The organism is Pseudomonas sp. XP2 (assembly GCF_053557975.1).
This window is the reverse complement of the sequence record NZ_JBNRIK010000007.1, coordinates 165,923-185,584: the sequence shown is the minus strand read 5'-3', so window position 1 is coordinate 185,584 and position 19,662 is coordinate 165,923. Positions and strand designations below refer to the sequence as shown.

The 19,662-nt window shown below is 63.5% G+C and carries 21 protein-coding genes; 18 read left to right on the top strand and 3 right to left on the bottom strand.

Features of this window, described 5'->3' with window-relative positions; all coding sequences use genetic code 11:
• Positions 1-22: 22 nt before the first annotated feature.
• A complete protein-coding gene (locus ACK1VC_RS10935; protein ID WP_449117954.1) occupies positions 23-1,036 on the bottom strand; it encodes a GNAT family N-acetyltransferase in 1,014 nt (337 codons plus the stop codon).
• 63 nt (positions 1,037-1,099) lie between these two features.
• Entirely contained in the window at positions 1,100-1,900 is an 801-nt protein-coding gene (locus tag ACK1VC_RS10930; protein WP_095116935.1) for a substrate-binding periplasmic protein, read from the bottom strand.
• A gap of 171 nt (positions 1,901-2,071) precedes the next feature.
• Between ACK1VC_RS10930 and ACK1VC_RS10925 the strand changes: the two genes are divergently transcribed.
• On the top strand, positions 2,072-2,623 hold the full coding sequence (locus ACK1VC_RS10925; protein ID WP_016488332.1) for an exonuclease domain-containing protein: 552 nt from the start codon (positions 2,072-2,074) through the stop codon (positions 2,621-2,623).
• Between the two features lie 74 nt (positions 2,624-2,697).
• Positions 2,698-2,982 carry a pyrimidine/purine nucleoside phosphorylase gene (gene ppnP / locus ACK1VC_RS10920; protein ID WP_016488333.1) on the top strand — a complete coding sequence of 95 codons (285 nt, stop codon included), beginning with the start codon at positions 2,698-2,700 and terminating at the stop codon, positions 2,980-2,982.
• A gap of 51 nt (positions 2,983-3,033) precedes the next feature.
• Here ppnP and ACK1VC_RS10915 read toward each other — a convergent pair whose 3' ends face one another.
• Entirely contained in the window at positions 3,034-3,726 is a 693-nt protein-coding gene (locus ACK1VC_RS10915; protein ID WP_224372361.1) for an alpha/beta family hydrolase, read from the bottom strand.
• Between the two features lie 50 nt (positions 3,727-3,776).
• On the opposite strand from ACK1VC_RS10915, the gene ccoN (ACK1VC_RS10910) reads away from it, so the two are divergent.
• The 16 genes from ccoN (ACK1VC_RS10910) (at position 3,777) to ACK1VC_RS10835 (ending at position 19,646) form a co-directional block, all read left to right on the top strand.
• The gene (ccoN, locus tag ACK1VC_RS10910; RefSeq protein WP_016488335.1) at positions 3,777-5,201 is read left to right on the top strand and encodes a cytochrome-c oxidase, cbb3-type subunit I; all 1,425 of its coding nucleotides are present in this window, start codon (positions 3,777-3,779) and stop codon (positions 5,199-5,201) included.
• A gap of 13 nt (positions 5,202-5,214) precedes the next feature.
• Positions 5,215-5,823 carry a cytochrome-c oxidase, cbb3-type subunit II gene (gene ccoO, locus ACK1VC_RS10905; protein WP_016488336.1) on the top strand — a complete coding sequence of 203 codons (609 nt, stop codon included), beginning with the start codon at positions 5,215-5,217 and terminating at the stop codon, positions 5,821-5,823.
• A 5-nt stretch (positions 5,824-5,828) separates the two neighbouring features.
• Entirely contained in the window at positions 5,829-6,032 is a 204-nt protein-coding gene (locus ACK1VC_RS10900; protein WP_016488337.1) for a cbb3-type cytochrome oxidase subunit 3, read from the top strand.
• Positions 6,029-6,970, top strand: a complete 942-nt coding sequence (ccoP, locus tag ACK1VC_RS10895; protein WP_023048603.1) for a cytochrome-c oxidase, cbb3-type subunit III — start codon at positions 6,029-6,031, stop codon at positions 6,968-6,970. The genes ACK1VC_RS10900 and ccoP (ACK1VC_RS10895) overlap by 4 nt, the downstream gene beginning before the upstream one ends.
• A gap of 684 nt (positions 6,971-7,654) precedes the next feature.
• Positions 7,655-9,097 (top strand): cytochrome-c oxidase, cbb3-type subunit I, encoded by a 1,443-nt coding sequence (ccoN, locus tag ACK1VC_RS10890; RefSeq protein ID WP_016488339.1) that lies wholly within the window; start codon positions 7,655-7,657, stop codon positions 9,095-9,097.
• Positions 9,097-9,705, top strand: coding sequence for a cytochrome-c oxidase, cbb3-type subunit II (gene ccoO / locus ACK1VC_RS10885; RefSeq protein ID WP_016488340.1), 609 nt, complete (start codon positions 9,097-9,099; stop codon positions 9,703-9,705). Before ccoN (ACK1VC_RS10890) ends, ccoO (ACK1VC_RS10885) begins: the two co-directional genes overlap by 1 nt.
• Positions 9,706-9,710: 5 nt before the next feature.
• Complete coding sequence (locus tag ACK1VC_RS10880; protein WP_024718181.1) at positions 9,711-9,902, top strand: CcoQ/FixQ family Cbb3-type cytochrome c oxidase assembly chaperone; 192 nt, start codon at positions 9,711-9,713, stop codon at positions 9,900-9,902.
• Entirely contained in the window at positions 9,899-10,879 is a 981-nt protein-coding gene (gene ccoP / locus ACK1VC_RS10875; protein WP_096426575.1) for a cytochrome-c oxidase, cbb3-type subunit III, read from the top strand. The genes ACK1VC_RS10880 and ccoP (ACK1VC_RS10875) overlap by 4 nt, the downstream gene beginning before the upstream one ends.
• A 309-nt stretch (positions 10,880-11,188) precedes the next feature.
• Positions 11,189-12,604 (top strand): cytochrome c oxidase accessory protein CcoG, encoded by a 1,416-nt coding sequence (ccoG, locus tag ACK1VC_RS10870; RefSeq protein WP_060519318.1) that lies wholly within the window; start codon positions 11,189-11,191, stop codon positions 12,602-12,604.
• A 15-nt stretch (positions 12,605-12,619) separates the two neighbouring features.
• The gene (locus tag ACK1VC_RS10865; RefSeq protein WP_016488344.1) at positions 12,620-13,150 is read left to right on the top strand and encodes a FixH family protein; all 531 of its coding nucleotides are present in this window, start codon (positions 12,620-12,622) and stop codon (positions 13,148-13,150) included.
• Between the two features lie 139 nt (positions 13,151-13,289).
• On the top strand, positions 13,290-15,764 hold the full coding sequence (locus ACK1VC_RS10860; RefSeq protein ID WP_060519320.1) for a heavy metal translocating P-type ATPase: 2,475 nt from the start codon (positions 13,290-13,292) through the stop codon (positions 15,762-15,764).
• The gene (ccoS, locus tag ACK1VC_RS10855) at positions 15,743-15,958 is read left to right on the top strand and encodes a cbb3-type cytochrome oxidase assembly protein CcoS (protein WP_016488346.1); all 216 of its coding nucleotides are present in this window, start codon (positions 15,743-15,745) and stop codon (positions 15,956-15,958) included. Before ACK1VC_RS10860 ends, ccoS begins: the two co-directional genes overlap by 22 nt.
• Positions 15,951-16,634 carry a sulfite exporter TauE/SafE family protein gene (locus ACK1VC_RS10850; RefSeq protein ID WP_191086826.1) on the top strand — a complete coding sequence of 228 codons (684 nt, stop codon included), beginning with the start codon at positions 15,951-15,953 and terminating at the stop codon, positions 16,632-16,634. Before ccoS ends, ACK1VC_RS10850 begins: the two co-directional genes overlap by 8 nt.
• Positions 16,635-16,739: 105 nt before the next feature.
• Entirely contained in the window at positions 16,740-18,122 is a 1,383-nt protein-coding gene (gene hemN, locus ACK1VC_RS10845) for an oxygen-independent coproporphyrinogen III oxidase (protein WP_191086827.1), read from the top strand.
• Positions 18,123-18,308: 186 nt separating this feature from the next.
• The gene (fnrA, locus tag ACK1VC_RS10840) at positions 18,309-19,043 is read left to right on the top strand and encodes a Crp/Fnr family transcriptional regulator FnrA (RefSeq protein WP_012273416.1); all 735 of its coding nucleotides are present in this window, start codon (positions 18,309-18,311) and stop codon (positions 19,041-19,043) included.
• Between the two features lie 54 nt (positions 19,044-19,097).
• Entirely contained in the window at positions 19,098-19,646 is a 549-nt protein-coding gene (locus ACK1VC_RS10835; RefSeq protein ID WP_009683910.1) for an adenine phosphoribosyltransferase, read from the top strand.
• Positions 19,647-19,662 lie beyond the last annotated feature (16 nt).

Sequence of the window (19,662 nt, the reverse complement as noted above, 5' to 3'; positions counted from 1 at the left end):
CCGCGAAGAAGCCAACTCGGTATCAAGCCAGCTTGCAGCGCTCGAAAAACCGCTCTCGCCCCAGAATCATCAGCGCCGCACGCTTGTGCGGGAAGTCGAACTCCTTGTCGCAGTGGAAGCACTGGTCGTGCATGTAGCCGATCATCTTGCCGTTGTCGGCACGCGGCTCGGCCACCACCCGCTGGGTACGCGGGTCATCCAGGAACAGGTAGTGCACCAGCGCCGAGAGCCAGCTGGCCACCTTGTGCGGCCCTCGGTGGTTCTCCTCCCCCACCAGCATGTGTATGCCGCGGTCGTAATCATCGGCCGGGTAGAACGGCGCAATGCGGTCTTCCTTGGCCCAGTAAGCCTCGAAGTAGGCAAACGGCTCATCGTCAAAGCAACCGATCAGCGTCAGGGTGTGCGGGTCGGCCTCGAGCTTGTCCAGGTACTCGCGGTGCTGGGCCAGCGTGCCCCCCTCCTGCCAGAACGCCTCCACCCGCGGGTTGTTCTGCCAGCGGTTGAAGCGCTCCAGGTCATCTTCGATCTCCAGCGTGCGCAGCGACACCCAGCTACCCAGCCGCGCATCGAAGCGCCGGTATACCTCACCACGGGGCTTGGGCGCGCGGCATGGGTGGCGCTTGCCGTTGCTGATCTGCATCTGCTGTGGGTACACCGCAGCCTGCGCATCGCCCAGCCAGGGCTGTGGCAGCTGCCAGAACAGCGCCCGCTCGCACAGATACTGGCCCGGCTGCTCAGCCACTCGCAGCAAGCCACTGGCCAGCACCTGCGGCTGCACTTCGGGCAAGTGCCAGACCAGGCGCTGACAGGTGGTATCACGGGACAACAACCAATAGCAGGCCGACCACAAGGCTTGATAAGGGCGCTCGGGACACAGGCGCTCAAGGTGAACGTGCAGGGTAGCGCCCGCCTCCAGGCGCACCTGGATCAGTGGGCGACCTTCGAGGAAGAGGCCTAGCCAGCTGTCACCCTCCTCGGCACTGAGGCTGCGCCAGCGTGGCGGTGACAGGGGCTGCGAAGCGGCATCGAACGGCATGGCTTGTCTCACGAAAAATGAAGAAAAGGCTCACTGCTGAGAACGTTGCGAAAGTGCGTGAATTTAGTCCTTGGGCACCGAGACCGTGATGCGGTAGGGCTCGAAGATTCGGGCCAGTTCACCGCTGGCACGCAGGTCGCGCAGCAGGCGGGCAAACGACTGCTCGTCGATAGGCGCCCCCGGGCGCAGCAGGGCGTAGTGGTGATAGATTTGGTCGATGCGTTGCGAAGGCAGCAGCTGCGCCCTGCTGGCCGGGTTGCGCGCCAGGAAATCGCTGAGGTACGAGCGGGTGACCAGGGCGATGTCGGCGCGCCCAGCCTGCACCATCAGCAGGTTGCTGTCGTGGGAGTAGGTCAGGGTCGCGTTATAGGTTGTGCGCAGGTAGTCCGGGTCGGAATTGAAGCGGGCGAACGCGTAGTGATAGCCGTTGAACAATGCCAAACGTTTGCCGCGCAGGTCATCGAAGTACGACGGGTCGCTGCCATTGGCCTGGCGGGCAACGAACACTTCGGCGTCCTCCAGGCCCATGTCCACGGTCTGGTGGGCAATCTGCTCCCAGCCCCATTGCGGGTTTTCGAAAATCGCCATGTCGGTACGGCCTTGCTGGAAGTCGCCGAAACGCCGCTGGATGGAGGTGGGCACCAGGACGAAGTGGTAACCCTGCTGCAAGCGGTTGAGCGCATCGACCAATTGCGGCAACAGGCCGGTGTCAGCCCCCTGTTCAGGGCGCACCGTGTAGGGCGGGAAATGGGCCGCACCAATCTTCACTTCGACGGCATCGGCAGCCCATGCCGGCACCGCTAGCCAATACACGGCCAGCAACATCAGGGTGGACAAAGCCTTGAGGCCGGGTGCTGGAGTCAAGACGGACGCTCATCACGGTTCATGCCTGGGTCCGCTTAAGCTAGGCGTTTTCCGGAAGCGGCACAACTGCTGGAGCGCGCTCGTTGTGCCAAAGCAGGCGGCAATATGCCACGGGATGCCGTATGCGCGGACTTTGGCTACGCTCTAGCAGGATCTGCAAGGGAGCCTGGTATGGGCCATTGGTTGGTAATCGACCTGGAAGCCACCACCGACGAGGGTGGATGGCCGGTTACAGAGATGGAAGTCATTGAAATCGGCGCTAGCCTGGTCACCCGCGATGGCCGCGAGGTCGACCACTTTCAGTGTTTCGTGCGGCCACGCCGGCGGCCACAGCTGACCCCGTTTTGCCGCGAACTGACGCACATAAGCCAACATGATGTGGATCGCGCTGCACCGTTTCGCGAGGTGTGGGCAAGCTTCGAGCGCTGGCTGGAGCACCACCGTGAGCAGCTTCAGGCCTGGGTCAGCTGGGGCGACTACGACCGCCAGCAACTGCACCAGGAGTGGCAGCTGCACGGGCTCGACAGCCTGCTACGGACGTTGCCGCACATCAACCTCAAGCAACGCTTTGCCAAGGCCCGCCACCTGCAGCGCCCCACCGGCCTGAACGGTGCCCTGCACCTGGCCGGCATGCACTTTTGCGGGCAGCAGCACCGGGCCCTTGAAGATGCGCGCAACACGGCGCGGCTACTACCGTTGACCCTGCCCGCCAACAGCCCCTGAAAGCAGATGACGAGGCCTGTGGGCTTGGGCATACTGGCCAGCCCTTTTTCATCCCCCCTTTTCAGGAGTCGCCCATGTTCCAGGTCAACGAGTACTTCAACGGCACCGTCAAGTCGATCGCATTCGCGGGCGAAGAAGGCCCCGCCACTGTCGGCGTCATGGCCCCGGGCGAATACGAGTTCGGCACTGCCAAGCGCGAGATCATGCACGTGGTATCGGGCGCCCTGACCGTCAAGCTGCCAGGTAGCGACAACTGGGAAACCTTCAATGCGGGCGACAAGTTCAATGTTGCCGCCGACAGCAAGTTCCAGCTGCAGGTGAAGGTGGATACCGCTTACCTGTGCGAGTACCGCGACTAAGCGTCAGCCTGTGCCGGCCTCTTCGCGGGCATGCCCGCGAAGAATCCAGCACTAATCCTTCAGGAAATCAGCAACGCGTTCCGCCGCCGTCTGCATATGCTGCTCATGGCTGAACCCCGAGGCCTTCAACGGCTTCAGGTCATGGTCACCCGCCACTAGCCAGCTCACCTCGATTGCCGGCGACAACGCATACCCCGCCACCGCCTCGCGGTTACCCAGCGCATCCCGTTCGCCCTGCACGATCAACGACGGTGTTTTCAGCCCGGCCAGGTGTTCCACCCGTGGCTTCTCGGGTTTACCCACCGCGTAGAACGGATAGCCCAGGCACACCAGCGCATCCGCGCCCAATTCGTCAGCCAGCAGGCTCGCCATGCGACCGCCCATGGACTTGCCACCCACGGCCAGCTTGCCCGCGACCAAAGGTCGCACCTGCCGGTACACCTCGCGCCAGCATTCAAGCAGCACCTTCTGTGGGTTCGGCGGCCGTTTGCCGCCGGTAACCCTGCGTTCGGCCATGTACGGAAACTCGAAGCGCACCACCGCTACCCCAAGCGCCGCAAGCCTTTGCGCCATTTCGTCCATGAACCCGCTGTCCATCGGCGCACCTGCACCATGGGCCAGGATCAGGCAGCCCCTGTAGCCGTCCTTGCCCTGAACCTGTGGAAGATCGCAGCGCAAGCCTGGGACATTTCCGACCTTCGCCCATTGATCCCCGTCAATACCGGCACTTTGCCCATTAATCATGCTTGCCTCGCTGTAAAGCCTGCCAAATAACCGTGGATGGGAACCCATACATGAACACAACCAGCAGTACCGCCTATAACTACAAGGTGGTCCGCCAATTCGCCATCATGACGGTGGTGTGGGGAATCGTCGGGATGGGGCTCGGCGTCTTCATCGCCGCCCAGCTTGCCTGGCCTTCCCTCAACTTCGACCTCCCCTGGACCAGCTTCGGCCGCCTGCGCCCCCTGCATACCAATGCGGTGATCTTCGCTTTCGGCGGCTGCGCGCTGTTTGCCACCTCCTATTATTCGGTGCAACGCACCTGCCAGACCACCCTGTTCGCACCGGGCCTGGCCGCGTTCACCTTCTGGGGCTGGCAACTGGTGATCCTGCTGGCGGCCATCAGCCTGCCGCTGGGCTATACCAGCTCCAAGGAATACGCCGAACTGGAATGGCCGATCGATATCCTGATCACCATCGTCTGGGTGGCTTACGCCATCGTGTTCTTCGGCACGCTGATGAAGCGCAACACCAAGCATATCTACGTGGGTAACTGGTTCTTCGGTGCCTTCATCCTCACCGTGGCGCTTCTGCACATCGTCAACAACCTGGAATTGCCGGTCAGCCTGACCAAGTCGTACTCGGTGTACGCCGGTGCCACCGACGCCATGGTGCAGTGGTGGTACGGCCACAACGCCGTAGGCTTCTTCCTGACTGCCGGGTTCCTGGGGATGATGTACTACTACGTGCCCAAGCAGGCCGAGCGCCCGGTGTATTCCTATCGCCTGTCGATCGTGCACTTCTGGGCGCTGATCACCCTGTACATCTGGGCCGGCCCGCACCACCTGCACTACACCGCCCTGCCTGACTGGGCGCAGTCGCTGGGCATGGTGATGTCGCTGATCCTGCTGGCACCGAGCTGGGGCGGCATGATCAACGGCATGATGACCCTGTCGGGCGCCTGGCACAAACTGCGCAGCGACCCGATCCTGCGTTTTTTGGTGGTATCGCTGGCGTTCTACGGCATGTCCACGTTCGAAGGCCCGATGATGGCCATCAAGACAGTCAACGCCCTGTCCCACTACACCGACTGGACCATCGGCCACGTGCATGCCGGCGCCCTCGGCTGGGTGGCAATGATCTCGATTGGTGCGCTGTATCACACCATCCCGAAAGTGTTCGGCAAGGAACGCATGTACAGCCTTGGCCTGATCAACGCGCACTTCTGGCTCGCCACCATCGGCACCGTGCTGTACATCGCCTCGATGTGGGTCAACGGCATCGCCCAGGGCCTGATGTGGCGGGCAGTCAACAGCGACGGCACGCTCACCTATTCGTTCGTGGAAACCCTGGTGGCCAGCCACCCAGGCTTTGTCGTGCGCTTCGTCGGCGGCGCGATCTTCCTCAGCGGCATGTTCCTGATGGCCTGGAACACCTGGCGCACCGTGCGTTCGCCAGCGCTTGACGTCGCCCCTGCGAACGCCCAGTTGGCTTGAGGAGAAACGCCTGATGAAACATGAAGTCATCGAGAAAAACGTCGGCCTGATGGCCCTGCTGATGGTGTTCGCCGTCAGTATCGGCGGCCTTACCCAGATCGTCCCGCTGTTCTTTCAGGACGTCACCAACAAGCCGGTGGAAGGCATGAAGCCCTACACCGCGCTGCAACTGGAAGGCCGCGACATCTACATCCGCGAAGGCTGCGTGGGCTGCCACTCGCAGATGATCCGCCCGTTCCGCGCCGAAACCGAGCGCTACGGCCACTACTCGGTGGCCGGCGAGAGCGTGTGGGACCACCCGTTCCTGTGGGGCTCCAAGCGCACCGGGCCGGACCTTGCCCGGGTCGGTGGCCGCTACTCGGACGACTGGCACCGCGCGCACCTGTACAACCCGCGCAACGTGGTGCCGGAGTCGAAGATGCCGTCGTACCCGTGGCTGGTCGCCCAGCAGGTCGACAACAGCCACACCGACGTCAAGATGCGCACCTTGCGCACCCTGGGCGTGCCGTACAGCGACGACGACATTGCCAGCGCCCGTGACGCAGTCAAAGGCAAGACCGAGATGGATGCACTGGTCGCCTACCTGCAGGTGCTCGGCACCGCGATCAAGAACAAGAGGTAAATGCGATGGAACTGGACATCGGCATGATCCGCGGCCTGGGCACCCTGGTGGTGATGATCGCCTTCATCGGCCTCTCCCTGTGGGTATTCAACCGCCGCCGCGACCGTGATTTCGCCGAAGCGCGCCTGCTGCCCTTCGTCGACGACCACCTGCCCACTAGCGGGCAGGAACCTGCTGCCACGACTGCTGCAAGGAGTAACGGGCAATGACCACCTTCTGGAGTACGTACATCAGCGTACTGACCATCGGTAGCCTGATCGGCCTGACCTGGCTGCTGCTCGCCACCCGCAAGGGCGAGAGCAAGAACACCACCGACCAGACCATGGGCCACAGCTTCGACGGCATCGAGGAGTACGACAACCCGCTGCCCAAGTGGTGGTTCTGGCTGTTCGTCGGCACCCTGGTGTTCTCGGTCGGCTACCTGATCCTCTACCCGGGCCTGGGCAACTGGAAAGGCATTTTGCCGGGCTATGAAAATGGCTGGACCGGCGCCAACGAATGGCAAAAAGAGATGGACAAGGCTGACGCCAGGTTCGGGCCGATCTTTGCCAAGTACGCCGCCATGCCGGTGGAGGAAGTCGCCAAGGACCCGCAGGCGCTGAAAATGGGCAGCCGCCTGTTTGCCTCCAACTGCTCGGTGTGCCACGGCTCGGACGCCAAGGGTGCCTTCGGCTTCCCCAACCTCACCGACAAGGATTGGCGCTGGGGCGGCGAAGCAGAAACCATCAAGGCTTCGATCATGAATGGCCGTCACGGCGTGATGCCGGCCTGGGCTGAGGTGATCGGCCAGCAGGGCGTGGCCGATGTGGCCGCATTCGTGCTGACCAACCTGGACGGTCGCAGCCTGCCTGAAGGGAGCAAGGCTGACGTTGCCAAGGGCAAGGAAATCTTCGCGGCCAACTGCGTGGCTTGCCACGGGCCCGAAGGCAAGGGTACCCCTGCCATGGGCGCACCCGACCTGACCCACCCGCAGGCGTTCATCTACGGTTCGAGCTTTGCCCAGCTGCAACAGACCATTCGCTATGGTCGCCAAGGGCAGATGCCGGCGCAGGCCGATATCCAGGGCAATGACAAGGTGCACCTGCTGGCGGCTTATGTGTATAGCCTGTCGCAGGAGAGTGCTGCTGAAACCGTGACTGCCAAATGAGTTCGCCGAGAGAGGTTCGGCGTCTGTGAGATCGAGCGCCGCCCGCGCGGCGCATCGCGACGCAAGGCCGCTCCCACATTTGTTTCAGGCCAATTATTCCTGTGGCGTTTGCGCGCGAACGCCTTGGCGCATGACTCGATATCGCGTCGTACCAACAAGGCGGTCGCGCGCCCCTGACACAGGATGGACTGGCCCGAAACAAATGTGGGAGCGGCCTTGCGTCGCGATGCGCCGCGCGGGCGGCGCTCGATATCCGCCCCACCCTAACCATCAAACCTTACACCCCCGCCCCACCATAACCATCAAACCTTACACCCCCGCCCCACCATCCCCCTCAAACCATACCCACCCCACCGCCGCCCCCCTCCCTTGCACCCCCTCCGAACACAACTAAGCTTGTTGCCTCAGTGGGCTTCGCTCCGAAAGGACTGAAGCAGACGCGGCGCATAGCCTGTCGCCGCCCCTGAAAAAGCTTGACCGATCGATCAGAAAAAGGTGAAAAACGGTACACATTACAAATATTTATTTGTGTACAATCGTCCGGACCCATTCGCTGCGGGACATCAGTGAACGGGCCCGGACACGGGTCGGCGTACCAAAGTTGCGTTGCAGTAGCCTTGCTGGTTATCAATACTGGCGCCGATTTTTCGACCAACAAGAACATCAAAACCGTGGAACCTTAGAATGAGCACAGCAATCAGTCCGACTGCTTATAACTATAAGGTCGTCCGCCAGTTCGCCATCATGACGGTGGTCTGGGGGATCCTTGGCATGGGCCTCGGCGTCTTCATCGCCTCGCAGCTGGTATGGCCGCAACTGAACCTGGACCTGCCCTGGACCAGCTTCGGCCGCCTGCGCCCGCTGCACACCAACCTGGTGATCTTCGCCTTCGGGGGCTGTGCGCTGTTCGGCACCAGCTACTACGTGGTCCAGCGCACCTGCCAGACCCGGCTGATCTCCGACAGCATGGCCGCCTTCACCTTCTGGGGTTGGCAGGCGGTGATCGTCGGCGCGCTGATCACCCTGCCGATGGGCTACACCACCACCAAGGAATACGCCGAGCTCGAGTGGCCGCTGGCGATCCTGCTGGCCATCGTCTGGGTCACCTACGGGCTGGTGTTCTTCGGCACCATCGTCAAGCGCAAGACCAAGCACATCTATGTCGGCAACTGGTTCTACGGTGCCTTCATCGTGGTCACCGCGATGCTGCACATCGTCAACCACATCTCGCTGCCGGTGAGCCTGTTCAAGTCGTACTCGGCCTACGCCGGTGCCACCGACGCAATGATCCAGTGGTGGTACGGCCACAACGCCGTGGGCTTCTTCCTCACCACCGGCTTCCTGGGGATGATGTACTACTTCGTGCCCAAGCAGGCCGAGCGGCCGATCTACTCGTATCGCCTGTCGATCGTGCACTTCTGGGCGCTGATCACCCTGTACATCTGGGCCGGCCCGCACCACTTGCACTACACCGCGCTGCCCGATTGGGCGCAGTCGCTGGGCATGGTGATGTCGATCATCCTGCTGGCGCCAAGCTGGGGCGGCATGATCAACGGCATGATGACCCTATCCGGTGCCTGGCACAAATTGCGCACCGACCCGATCCTGCGCTTCCTGGTCGTGTCCCTGGCGTTCTACGGCATGTCCACCTTCGAAGGCCCGATGATGGCCATCAAGACCGTGAACTCCCTGTCGCACTACACCGACTGGACCATCGGCCACGTCCACGCCGGCGCCCTGGGCTGGGTGGCAATGATCTCGATCGGTGCCGTGTACCACATGATCCCGAAACTTTACGGTCGCGAGCAGATGCACAGCATTGGCCTGATCAACGCGCACTTCTGGCTGGCCACCATCGGCACCGTGCTGTACATCGCCTCGATGTGGGTCAACGGCATCACCCAAGGCCTGATGTGGCGCGCCATCAACGATGACGGCACGCTCACCTACTCGTTCGTCGAAGCCCTGCAGGCCAGCCACCCTGGCTATATCGTCCGCGCCCTGGGCGGTGCGTTCTTCGCCAGCGGCATGCTGCTGATGGCCTACAACGTGTTCCGTACCGTACGTGCCGCCAACCCGGCACAGGCTGAAGAAGCCGCCAAGATCGTCGTTGTGGGAGCGCACTGATGAAGCATGAAGCCGTCGAGAAGAACATAGGCCTGCTGGCCTTCTTCATGGTCATCGCCGTCAGCGTCGGTGGCCTGACCCAGATCGTCCCGCTGTTTTTCCAGGACGTCACCAACAAACCGGTTGAAGGCATGAAGCCGCGCACCGCGCTGGAGGTAGAAGGCCGCGACATCTACATCCGCGAGGGCTGCGTAGGCTGCCATTCGCAGATGATCCGCCCGTTCCGCGCCGAAACCGAGCGCTACGGCCACTACTCGGTGGCCGGCGAGAGCGTGTGGGACCACCCGTTCCTGTGGGGCTCCAAGCGCACCGGGCCGGACCTGGCCCGGGTGGGTGGCCGCTACTCCGATGACTGGCACCGCGCGCACCTGTACAACCCGCGCAACGTGGTACCGGAGTCGAAGATGCCGTCCTACCCGTGGCTGGTCGAGAACAAGCTCGACGGCAAGGACACCGCGAAGAAGCTGGAAGTGCTGCGCACACTCGGTACCCCGTACACCGATGCCGACATCGCCGGCGCGCGTGACGCGGTCAAGGGCAAGACCGAAATGGACGCCATCGTCGCGTACCTGCAGGGTCTTGGCACCATCATCAAGAGCAAACGGTGACGCTGATGGATATCGGGATGATTCGCGGCCTGGGCACCGTCGTGGTGATGGTGGCCTTCGTGGGCCTGGCGCTGTGGGTGTTCAACCCACGGCGTAAAAAGGACTTCGACGAAGCGACCCAACTGCCCTTCGCGGATGACCCCGAGGCCACCCGGCACGTCGAGCAAGCAAAAGCTTCTGGGAGCAAAAAACAATGACAACCTTCTGGAGTCTGTACGTTACCGTCCTGACCCTGGGCACCATCTTCTCGTTGACCTGGCTGTTGCTGTCGACCCGCAAGGGCCAGCGCGAAGAGGTGACCGACGAAACCGTCGGGCATGCCTTCGATGGCATCGAGGAATATGACAACCCGCTGCCAAAATGGTGGTTCTGGCTGTTCGTCGGCACCATCATCTTTGCCCTCGGCTACCTGGTGCTGTACCCCGGCCTGGGCAACTGGAAAGGCATCCTGCCGGGCTACTCGTACCTGGATAACGACAAGCAGACCGAGTTTTCCAACGGCCAGGCGGGGTGGACCGGCGTGCACGAGTGGGAAAAGGAAATGGCCAAGGCCGACGCTCGCTTCGGGCCGATCTTCGCCAAGTTCGCCGCCATGCCCATCGAGGAGGTGGCAAAGGACCCTCAGGCGCTGAAAATGGGCGCGCGGCTGTTCGCCTCCAACTGCTCGGTGTGCCACGGCTCCGATGCCAAGGGTGCCTTCGGCTTCCCTAACCTGACCGACAACGACTGGCGCTGGGGCGGCGAGCCGGAAACCATCAAGACCACCATCATGGGCGGCCGCCACGGCGTAATGCCAGCCTGGGCTGAAGTGATCGGTGATCAGGGCGTGGCCGACGTAGCTGCATTCGTGATCAGCAAACTCGATGGCCGCACACTGCCTGAGGGCGCGAAGGCCGATGCCGAGAACGGGCAGAAGATCTTCGCCGCCAACTGCGTGGCCTGCCACGGGCCAGAAGGCAAAGGTACCCCAGCCATGGGTGCCCCGAACCTGACCCACCCACAGGCGTTCATTTACGGCTCGAGCTTTGCCCAGTTGCAGCAGACCATTCGCTATGGTCGCCAAGGGCAGATGCCGGCGCAAGAACAGCTGCAGGGTAACGACAAGGTGCATTTGCTGGCCGCTTATGTCTATAGCCTGTCGCAACGGGATCAGGCGCAGGCCAAGGCCGAGTAAGCAGGCCTGGCCTCTTCGCGGGGCAAGCCCGCTCCCACAGGTACACCACCGAATCCGGAACAACGGGTGACTTATGGGAACGGGCTTGCCCCGCGAAAGGGCCGGCAAATGCCACCCAGGATGACCTGGATCAATTGACACCCGCCATAACACGATTCATACCACGAACCCAACGCGACTAAAGGTCGCAGTGCGGCCCCATACTGCCATCAGCGGCGTATCATGGACCGCAGAGCGCTAGCAGATTGCGCGAGACTGCGGCCGGCACGCACTGGCTGCGGCGTTTCTCCACTGCCGTGGGACTTGATGATGAGCAAGCAAATTCCGGTACATGATGTGACCCCGCCTGCCAGCAAAGGGAAGGATTCCGTCGACCTCTACGCCTCCCGGGAAAAGATCTACACCCGCGCCTTCACTGGCCTGTTCCGCCGCCTGCGCATGGTCGGCGGTGCAGTGCTGTTTCTGCTGTACTTCGGCACCGTGTGGCTGAACTGGGGCGGCCACCAGGCCGTATGGTGGAACCTGCCCGAACGCAAGTTCTACATCTTCGGCGCCACCATCTGGCCGCAGGACTTCATCCTGCTGTCGGGCATTTTGATCGTCGCCGCTTTCGGCCTGTTCTTCGTCACCGTGTACGCAGGCCGTGTGTGGTGCGGCTACACCTGCCCGCAAAGCGTGTGGACGTGGATTTTCATGTGGTGCGAAAAGGTCACCGAAGGCGACCGCAACCAGCGCATGAAGCTCGACAAAGCCCCCATGAGCGGCAACAAGTTCCTGCGCAAGTTCGCCAAGCACAGCCTGTGGCTGCTAATCGGCTTTGTCACCGGCATGACCTTTGTCGGCTACTTCTCGCCCATCCGCGAGCTGGTCATCGAATTCTTTACAGGCCAGGCCGATGGCTGGGCCTACTTCTGGGTCGGTTTCTTCACCCTCGCCACCTACGGCAACGCCGGCTGGCTGCGCGAACAAGTGTGCGTGTACATGTGCCCCTACGCCCGCTTCCAGAGCGTGATGTTCGACAAGGACACGCTGATCGTGTCCTACGACCCGCGCCGTGGCGAAACCCGCGGGCCACGTAAAAAAGACGCCGACTACAAGGCCCAGGGCCTGGGCGACTGCATCGACTGCACCATGTGCGTGCAGGTCTGCCCTACCGGCATCGACATCCGTGACGGCCTGCAGATCGAGTGCATCGGCTGCGCGGCGTGCATCGACGCCTGCGACAGCATCATGGACAAGATGAACTACCCCAAAGGGCTGATCAGCTACACCACCGAGCACAACCTGTCCGGGCAGAAAACCCACATGCTGCGCCCGCGCCTGATCGGCTATGCCGCGGTGCTGCTGGTGATGATTGTCGGCCTGGCGACCGCCTTTGCCACCCGTTCGCTGGTTGGCTTCGACGTCAGCAAGGACCGCGTGCTGTACCGCGAGAACGCCCAGGGCCGGATCGAGAACGTGTATAGCCTGAAGGTAATGAACAAGGACCAGCGCGACCATGTGTACGTGCTGGATGCCGTCGGCCTGCCGGACCTCAAGCTCGAAGGCCAGCGCGAAATCCGCGTGGCTGCCGGTGATATCGTCAGCCTCCCGGTGCAGCTGTCGGTCGCCCCCGAGAAACTGCCATCGACCACCAATGAAATCACCTTCACCCTCAAGAGCGCCGACGACAGCGACGCCCAGGTTGAAGCCAAGAGCCGCTTCATCGGCCCACAGATCCGCTAAGAGAGATAACGCACAATGCCTGCCGCCACTGCCGCCAGCCCCTGGTACAAGCACCTCTGGCCCTGGATCATCATTGGTATCCTCACCACCTCGGTGTGCCTGAGCCTGACCATGGTCAGCATTGCCGTACGCAACCCGGACAATCTGGTGAACGACAACTACTACGAGGCAGGCAAAGGCATCAACCGCTCGCTGGACCGCGAGCTGCTGGCGCAGCAGCTGGGCCTGAAAGCCAGCGTGCACCTGGACGAGCTGACCGGCGAAGTGGACCTGCGCCTGACCGGCAGCAGCGGCCCGCAAAACCTGGAGCTGAACCTGATTTCGCCCACGCAGCCGGAGAAGGACCGCAGGGTGCTGCTGAGCAGGGTCGACGCGGGGCGCTATGTGGGGCAGTTGGAGGACAAGGTCGACGGGCGGCGCTTTGTGGAACTGCTGGGCAGCGAAGGGGGCCAGGTGTGGCGCTTGTTCGAAGAGGAAAAAGTGGAACATGGTGTGACCTTGCAGCTGGGTGACGAAGCCCTGCAAGGTGCCGAGCACCAACAGTAGCATCATCGCAAATCCCTGTGGGAGCGGGCATGCCCGCGAATGCGGTAGCTCAGGCAAAGGTGTTTTCAGGCCTGACGCTTTCGCGGGCACGCCCGCTCCCACAGGGTTTCATATCTGCCTGAGCAGTCGTGCTTACCTTATGACCCAGCCCACCCCCTGCTACCACTGCGCCCTGCCCGTCCCCGCCGGCAGCCGCTTCACCGCCGTGGTCCTCGGCCAGCCGCGGCAGTTCTGCTGCCCCGGCTGCCAGGCGGTGGCCGAGTCGATCGTCGCCGGTGGCCTGGAGCACTACTACCAGCACCGCAGTGACAACAGCGCCAACCCCGAGGCCCTGCCCAGGCAGTTGCAAGACGAACTGGCCCTGTACGACCGCAGCGACGTGCAGCAAAGCTTCGTGCGCCACCTGGGCGAGCTGGCCGAAACCACCTTGCTGGTCGAAGGCATCAGCTGCGCCGCCTGCGGCTGGCTGATCGAAAAGCACCTGCGCAACCTGCCCGGTGTCGCCGAGGCGCGCCTGAACCTCTCCAACCACCGCCTGCTGCTGAGCTGGGACGACAAGCAACTGCCACTTTCACGCCTGCTCGCCGAGTTGCGCCAGATCGGCTATGCCGCCCACCCCTACCAGCCCGACCAGGCCGCCGAGCAGCTGGCCCGCGAGAACCGCAGCGCCCTGCGCCGCCTGGGCGTGGCAGGGCTGCTGTGGTTCCAGGCAATGATGGCGACCATGGCCACCTGGCCAGAATTCAACATCGACCTGTCCCCCGAGTTGCACACCATCCTGCGCTGGGTGGCGCTGTTCCTGACCATTCCCATTGTGTTCTATAGCTGCGCGCCCTTTTTCAAGGGCGCGGCGCGCGACCTGCGCACCCGCCACCTGACCATGGACGTTTCGGTGTCGCTGGCCATCGCCCTGGCCTTCGGCGCCGGCATCTGGACGGCCATCACCGGCAGCGGCGAGCTGTATTTCGACACAGTGGGCATGTTCGCCCTGTTCCTGCTCACCGGCCGCTACCTGGAGCGCCGCGCCCGCGAACGCACGGCTGCGGCCACCGCTCAGCTGGTCAACCTGCTGCCGGCCTCGTGCCTGCGCCTGGACGCCATCGGCCGCAGCGAGCGCATCCTGCTCAGCGAATTGCACTGCGGTGACACGGTGCAAGTGCTGCCCGGCGCGGTGATCCCCGCCGACGGGCGCATTGTCGAAGGCCGCTCCAGCGTGGACGAATCACTGCTCACCGGCGAATACCTGCCGCAACCACGCCGGGTGGGCGAACGGGTCACCGGCGGTACGCTGAATGTCGAAAGCACCTTGAACGTGGAAGTCGAAGCACTCGGCCACGATTCGCGGCTCTCGGCCATCGTCCGCCTGCTGGAACGCGCTCAGACCGAAAAGCCGCGCCTGGCCGAAATCGCCGACCGGGCTTCGCAATGGTTCCTGCTGTTGTCGCTGCTGGCTGCCGTGGCCATCGGCCTGTGGTGGTGGTACCTGGACCCTGCACGGGCCTTCTGGATCGTGCTGGCCATGCTGGTGGCCACCTGCCCTTGTGCACTGTCGCTGGCCACGCCAACGGCGCTGACCGCGGCCACCGGCACCTTGCACAAGCTGGGCCTGCTGGTAACCCGCGGCCATGTACTGGAGGGCCTGAACCAGATCGACACGGTGATTTTCGACAAGACCGGCACCCTGACCGAAGGCCGCCTCACGTTGCGCAGCATTCGCCCGCTCGGCAACCTGCCCGCTGACCGCTGCCTGGCCCTGGCCGCCGCCCTGGAAAACCGCTCCGAACACCCGATCGCCCGCGCCTTCGGCCGCACCGCCATACCGGCCGAAAACGTGCAGACCGTGCCAGGTCTGGGCCTGGAAGGGCAAGTAGACGGCCAACGCCTGCGTATCGGCCAGGCCACCTTCGTCTGCGCCCTGAGCGCTGCGCAAATCCCCGCCGTGCCGGAACCACGCGGCCAGTGGCTGCTGCTGGGTGACCGCCACGGGCCTCTGGCGTGGTTTGGCCTGGACGACCGGCTGCGCGACGACGCACCGGCGCTGCTCGCCGCCTGCAAGGCCCGAGGCTGGCGCACGCTGCTGCTGTCGGGCGACAGTTCGCCGATGGTCGCCGAGGTGGCCGCGCAACTGGGCATCGACCAGGCCATTGGTGGCCTGCGCCCGGACGACAAGCTGGATCGGCTGAAGGCGCTGCAGGCGGCCGGGCGCAAGGTGCTGATGCTCGGCGACGGGGTCAACGACGTGCCGGTGCTGGCCGCCGCCGACATCAGCATTGCCATGGGCAGCGCCACCGACCTTGCCAAGACCAGCGCCGACGCTGTGCTACTGTCCAACCGCCTGCAGGCACTGGTGCAGGCCTTGGACCTGGCCCGCCGCACACGTCGCAACATCCTCGAGAACCTGCTGTGGGCCACCCTGTATAATGGCCTGATGTTGCCGTTTGCCGCGCTTGGCTGGATCACCCCGGTGTGGGCCGCCATCGGCATGTCGGTCAGCTCGCTGATCGTGGTGCTCAATGCCCTGCGCCTGACCCGCATGCCGTTGGCATCGAACCTGCCGAAAACCGAAGCACCCCTGCCCGGGAGGAAGACACCATGCCCGCCCTCTATGTCATGATCCCCGCAGCCTTGCTGCTGGTCGGCGTGGCCGTGTACATCTTCTTCTGGGCAGTGGACAGCGGCCAGTACGACGACCTCGAAGGCCCTGCCCACAGCATCCTGTTCGACGACCAGGACCCGCGCCACCAGGCCGCGGTGAAGCCTGACGACACACCGGGCGATACCGACAAGGAACCACCACCCCGTGCCTGACCTGCTTCCCCTGCTGGGCTCGGCACTGGTCCTGGGCCTGCTTGGCGGCGGCCACTGCCTGGGCATGTGCGGCGGCCTGATGGGCGCGCTGACCCTGGCCATCCCACCGGAACAACGTAGCCGGCGCTTGCGCCTGCTGCTGGCGTACAACCTTGGGCGCATTTTCAGTTATGCCAGCGCCGGCCTGTTGCTAGGCCTGGCCGGCTGGGCGGTGGCCCGCAGCCCCGCCGCCCTGGGGCTGCGGGTGGTGGCAGCGCTGTTGTTGATTGCCATGGGGCTGTACCTGGCCGGCTGGTGGAGCGGGCTGACCCGCATCGAAGCCCTGGGGCGCGGGCTGTGGCTGCATATCCAGCCGGTGGCGTCGCGCTTGTTGCCGGTGTCCAGCCTGCCCCGGGCGTTGCTGCTGGGTGCCTTGTGGGGGTGGCTGCCGTGCGGGTTGGTCTACAGCACCCTGCTGTGGGCCGCCAGCCAGGGCAACGCCGGGTACAGCGCGGCGTTGATGCTCGCGTTCGGCCTGGGAACCTGGCCGGTGTTGCTGGCCACCGGGCTGGCTGCCGAACGGGTAAACGCCTTGTTGAGGCGCCGCAGCGTGCGTGTGGCGGGCGGTGTGCTGGTGATGCTGTTTGGGGTCTGGACCCTGCCGGGCCCACACCAGCACTGGCTGATGGGGCATTGACGGGGGCTGCTGTGCAGCCCCAACGCCCTTGATACAAATCAACACACACCCCTACAGACAGCCATATAGTCCGGTGCACTGCTGCTCTTTCCGGGGACCGCCCTCATGCTCGACGACCTACGTTGGGATACCGACCTGATCCGCCGCTACGATCTGGCCGGGCCACGCTACACCTCCTACCCGACCGCCGTGCAACTGCACAGCGAGGTGGGCTCGTTCGACCTGCTCCACGCCCTGCGCGAGAGCCGTCGAGCCGTGCGCCCCCTGTCGCTGTACGTGCATGTGCCGTTTTGCGCCAACATCTGCTACTACTGCGCCTGCAACAAGGTCATCACCAAGGACCGCGCGCGCGCCGCACCCTACCTGCAGCGCCTGGAGCAGGAAATCCAGCTGATCGCCTGCCACCTGGGCCCGCAGCAGCGTGTTGAACAGCTGCATTTTGGCGGCGGCACGCCGACGTTCCTCAGCCATGTGGAACTGCGCCAACTGATGGCCACCCTGCGTCAGCACTTCCACCTGCTGGACGACGATTCCGGCGACTACGGCATCGAGATCGACCCGCGCGAGGCCGACTGGTCGACCATGGGCCTGCTCCGCGAACTGGGCTTCAACCGCGTCAGCCTGGGCGTACAAGACCTCGACCCAGCCGTGCAGCGCGCGATCAACCGCCTGCAGAGTCTGGAGCAGACCCGCACCCTGATCGAGGCTGCGCGCACCCTGCAGTTCCGTTCGGTCAACCTGGACCTGATCTACGGTCTGCCCAAACAAACACCCGAAGGTTTTGCCCGCACGGTCGAAGAAGTGATCCGCCTGCAGCCAGACCGCCTGTCGGTGTTCAACTATGCCCACCTGCCCGAGCGCTTCATGCCCCAACGGCGCATCGACAACAACGACCTGCCCAGCCCGGCCGCCAAGCTGGAGATGCTGCACACCACCATTGACCAGTTGACCGCCGCCGGCTACCGCTACATCGGCATGGATCACTTCGCCCTGCCGGACGACGAACTGGCCATCGCCCAGGAAGAAGGCACCCTGCAGCGCAACTTCCAGGGCTACACCACCCACGGGCACTGCGACCTGATCGGCCTAGGCGTGTCGGCCATCAGCCAGATCGGCGACCTGTACTGCCAGAACAGCAGCGACCTCAACACCTACCAGGACAGCCTGTCCAACGCCCAGCTGGCCACCCAGCGCGGCCTGGTATGCAACCACGACGACCGCATACGGCGGGCGGTGATCCAGCAACTGATCTGCCATTTCGAGCTGGACTTCGAGCCGATCGAACGGGCCTTCACCATCGATTTTCGCGGTTATTTCAACGAGCTCTGGCCCGAACTGCTGACCTTGCAGCGCGACGGCCTGATCAGCCTGGACGCCAAGGGCATTCGCATCCTGCCGGCTGGCCGCCTGCTGGCGCGCTCGGTGTGCATGGTGTTCGACGCCTACCTGGCGATGCACAACCGCCAGCGTTTCTCGCGGGTTATCTGAAAACCGAGTCGTTCAACCGCATGGACAAGCCTCCTTGCCAGGCACACTATGGGCACACAAGGACTCCCGGCAGGACGGCTGCCGGGGTTTCGCCAGGGCGCACCATCAACGCGCACGCTGGCCTACACCCTGTGTCGTGGGTTACCCTTACGACTTATGTGTGCTTTCCCACAAGGATCGATTCAAATGTCCGAGCCAGTCAAACTGCGCCCACACAACCAGGCCCATTGCAAGGATTGCAGCCTGGCCCCCCTGTGCCTGCCTCTTTCGCTGAACCTGGAAGACATGGATGCACTGGATGAAATCGTCAAACGCGGCCGCCCGCTGAAGAAAGGCGAGTTCCTGTTCCGCCAGGGTGACAATTTCGGCTCGGTCTACGCCGTACGTTCCGGTGCCCTGAAAACTTTCAGCCTCAGCGACAGCGGCGAAGAACAGATCACCGGCTTCCACCTGCCCAGCGAGCTGGTCGGCCTGTCAGGCATGGACACCGAAGCCTACCCGGTGTCGGCCCAGGCGCAGGAAACCACTTCGGTGTGCGAAATCCCCTTCGAGCGGCTTGACGAGCTGTCGGTGCAACTGCCGCAGCTGCGTCGCCAGCTGATGCGGGTCATGAGCCGGGAAATCCGCGACGACCAGCAAATGATGCTGCTGCTGTCGAAAAAGACCGCCGACGAGCGTATTGCCACCTTCCTGGTCAACCTGTCGGCACGCTTCCGCGCCCGCGGCTATTCGGCCAACCAGTTCCGCCTGAGCATGTCGCGCAACGAAATCGGCAACTACCTGGGCCTGGCAGTAGAAACCGTGTCGCGGGTGTTCACGCGCTTCCAGCAGAACGGCCTGCTGCGCGCCGAGGGCAAGGAAGTGCACATCCTCGACCCGATCCAGCTGTGTGCGCTGGCCGGTGGTGCAATCGAGGCCTGAGGCCGGCGTTTAGCGGGTATACTTTGGCATTCGTTTTCCAGGATACCCGCAACAATGCACAGCGACGCTTTCGACCTCAAAGCCCTGATCCGCCCGGTAGTGGACTTCCCCAAACCGGGCGTGATCTTTCGCGACATCACCCCGCTGTTCCAATCGCCGCGCGGGCTGCGCTATGTAGCTGACCAGTTCATCGAGCGTTATGTCGAGGCTGAGTTCAGCCACATTGGTGCCATGGACGCGCGGGGCTTCCTGATTGGCTCAATCATCGCCCACCAGTTGAACAAGCCGCTGATCCTGTTCCGCAAGCAAGGCAAGCTGCCGGCTGACGTGCTGAGCGAGGGTTACCAGACCGAATACGGCGAAGCCTTCCTGGAAGTGCATGCCGACAGCCTGTGCGAGGGGGATTCGGTGTTGATCTTCGATGACCTGATTGCCACCGGCGGTACGCTGCTGGCTGCAGCCAACCTGGTACGCCGTACCGGGGCGCAGGTGTTCGAGGCGGCGGCGATTATCGACCTGCCGGAATTGGACGGGTCGCGTCGGTTGCAGGCGGCCGGGGTGCCTACCTTCTGCCTGACCGAGTTTTCCCTCAGCGAGTACTGAGTTGGCTTTTGGGGCT

Bases quoted from the DNA above. Each gene is read 5' to 3' on its own strand.
- ACK1VC_RS10935 (WP_449117954.1), bottom strand. From the start codon at position 1,036: ATGCCGTTCGATGCCGCTTCGCAGCCCCTGTCACCGCCACGCTGGCGC.
- ACK1VC_RS10925 (WP_016488332.1), top strand. From the start codon at position 2,072: ATGGGCCATTGGTTGGTAATCGACCTGGAAGCCACCACCGACGAGGGT.
- ppnP (WP_016488333.1), top strand. From the start codon at position 2,698: ATGTTCCAGGTCAACGAGTACTTCAACGGCACCGTCAAGTCGATCGCA.
- ACK1VC_RS10915 (WP_224372361.1), bottom strand. From the start codon at position 3,726: ATGATTAATGGGCAAAGTGCCGGTATTGACGGGGATCAATGGGCGAAG.
- ccoN (WP_016488335.1), top strand. From the start codon at position 3,777: ATGAACACAACCAGCAGTACCGCCTATAACTACAAGGTGGTCCGCCAA.
- ccoO (WP_016488336.1), top strand. From the start codon at position 5,215: ATGAAACATGAAGTCATCGAGAAAAACGTCGGCCTGATGGCCCTGCTG.
- ACK1VC_RS10900 (WP_016488337.1), top strand. From the start codon at position 5,829: ATGGAACTGGACATCGGCATGATCCGCGGCCTGGGCACCCTGGTGGTG.
- ccoP (WP_023048603.1), top strand. From the start codon at position 6,029: ATGACCACCTTCTGGAGTACGTACATCAGCGTACTGACCATCGGTAGC.
- ccoN (WP_016488339.1), top strand. From the start codon at position 7,655: ATGAGCACAGCAATCAGTCCGACTGCTTATAACTATAAGGTCGTCCGC.
- ccoO (WP_016488340.1), top strand. From the start codon at position 9,097: ATGAAGCATGAAGCCGTCGAGAAGAACATAGGCCTGCTGGCCTTCTTC.
- ACK1VC_RS10880 (WP_024718181.1), top strand. From the start codon at position 9,711: ATGGATATCGGGATGATTCGCGGCCTGGGCACCGTCGTGGTGATGGTG.
- ccoP (WP_096426575.1), top strand. From the start codon at position 9,899: ATGACAACCTTCTGGAGTCTGTACGTTACCGTCCTGACCCTGGGCACC.
- ccoG (WP_060519318.1), top strand. From the start codon at position 11,189: ATGAGCAAGCAAATTCCGGTACATGATGTGACCCCGCCTGCCAGCAAA.
- ACK1VC_RS10865 (WP_016488344.1), top strand. From the start codon at position 12,620: ATGCCTGCCGCCACTGCCGCCAGCCCCTGGTACAAGCACCTCTGGCCC.
- ACK1VC_RS10860 (WP_060519320.1), top strand. From the start codon at position 13,290: ATGACCCAGCCCACCCCCTGCTACCACTGCGCCCTGCCCGTCCCCGCC.
- ccoS (WP_016488346.1), top strand. From the start codon at position 15,743: ATGCCCGCCCTCTATGTCATGATCCCCGCAGCCTTGCTGCTGGTCGGC.
- hemN (WP_191086827.1), top strand. From the start codon at position 16,740: ATGCTCGACGACCTACGTTGGGATACCGACCTGATCCGCCGCTACGAT.
- fnrA (WP_012273416.1), top strand. From the start codon at position 18,309: ATGTCCGAGCCAGTCAAACTGCGCCCACACAACCAGGCCCATTGCAAG.
- ACK1VC_RS10835 (WP_009683910.1), top strand. From the start codon at position 19,098: ATGCACAGCGACGCTTTCGACCTCAAAGCCCTGATCCGCCCGGTAGTG.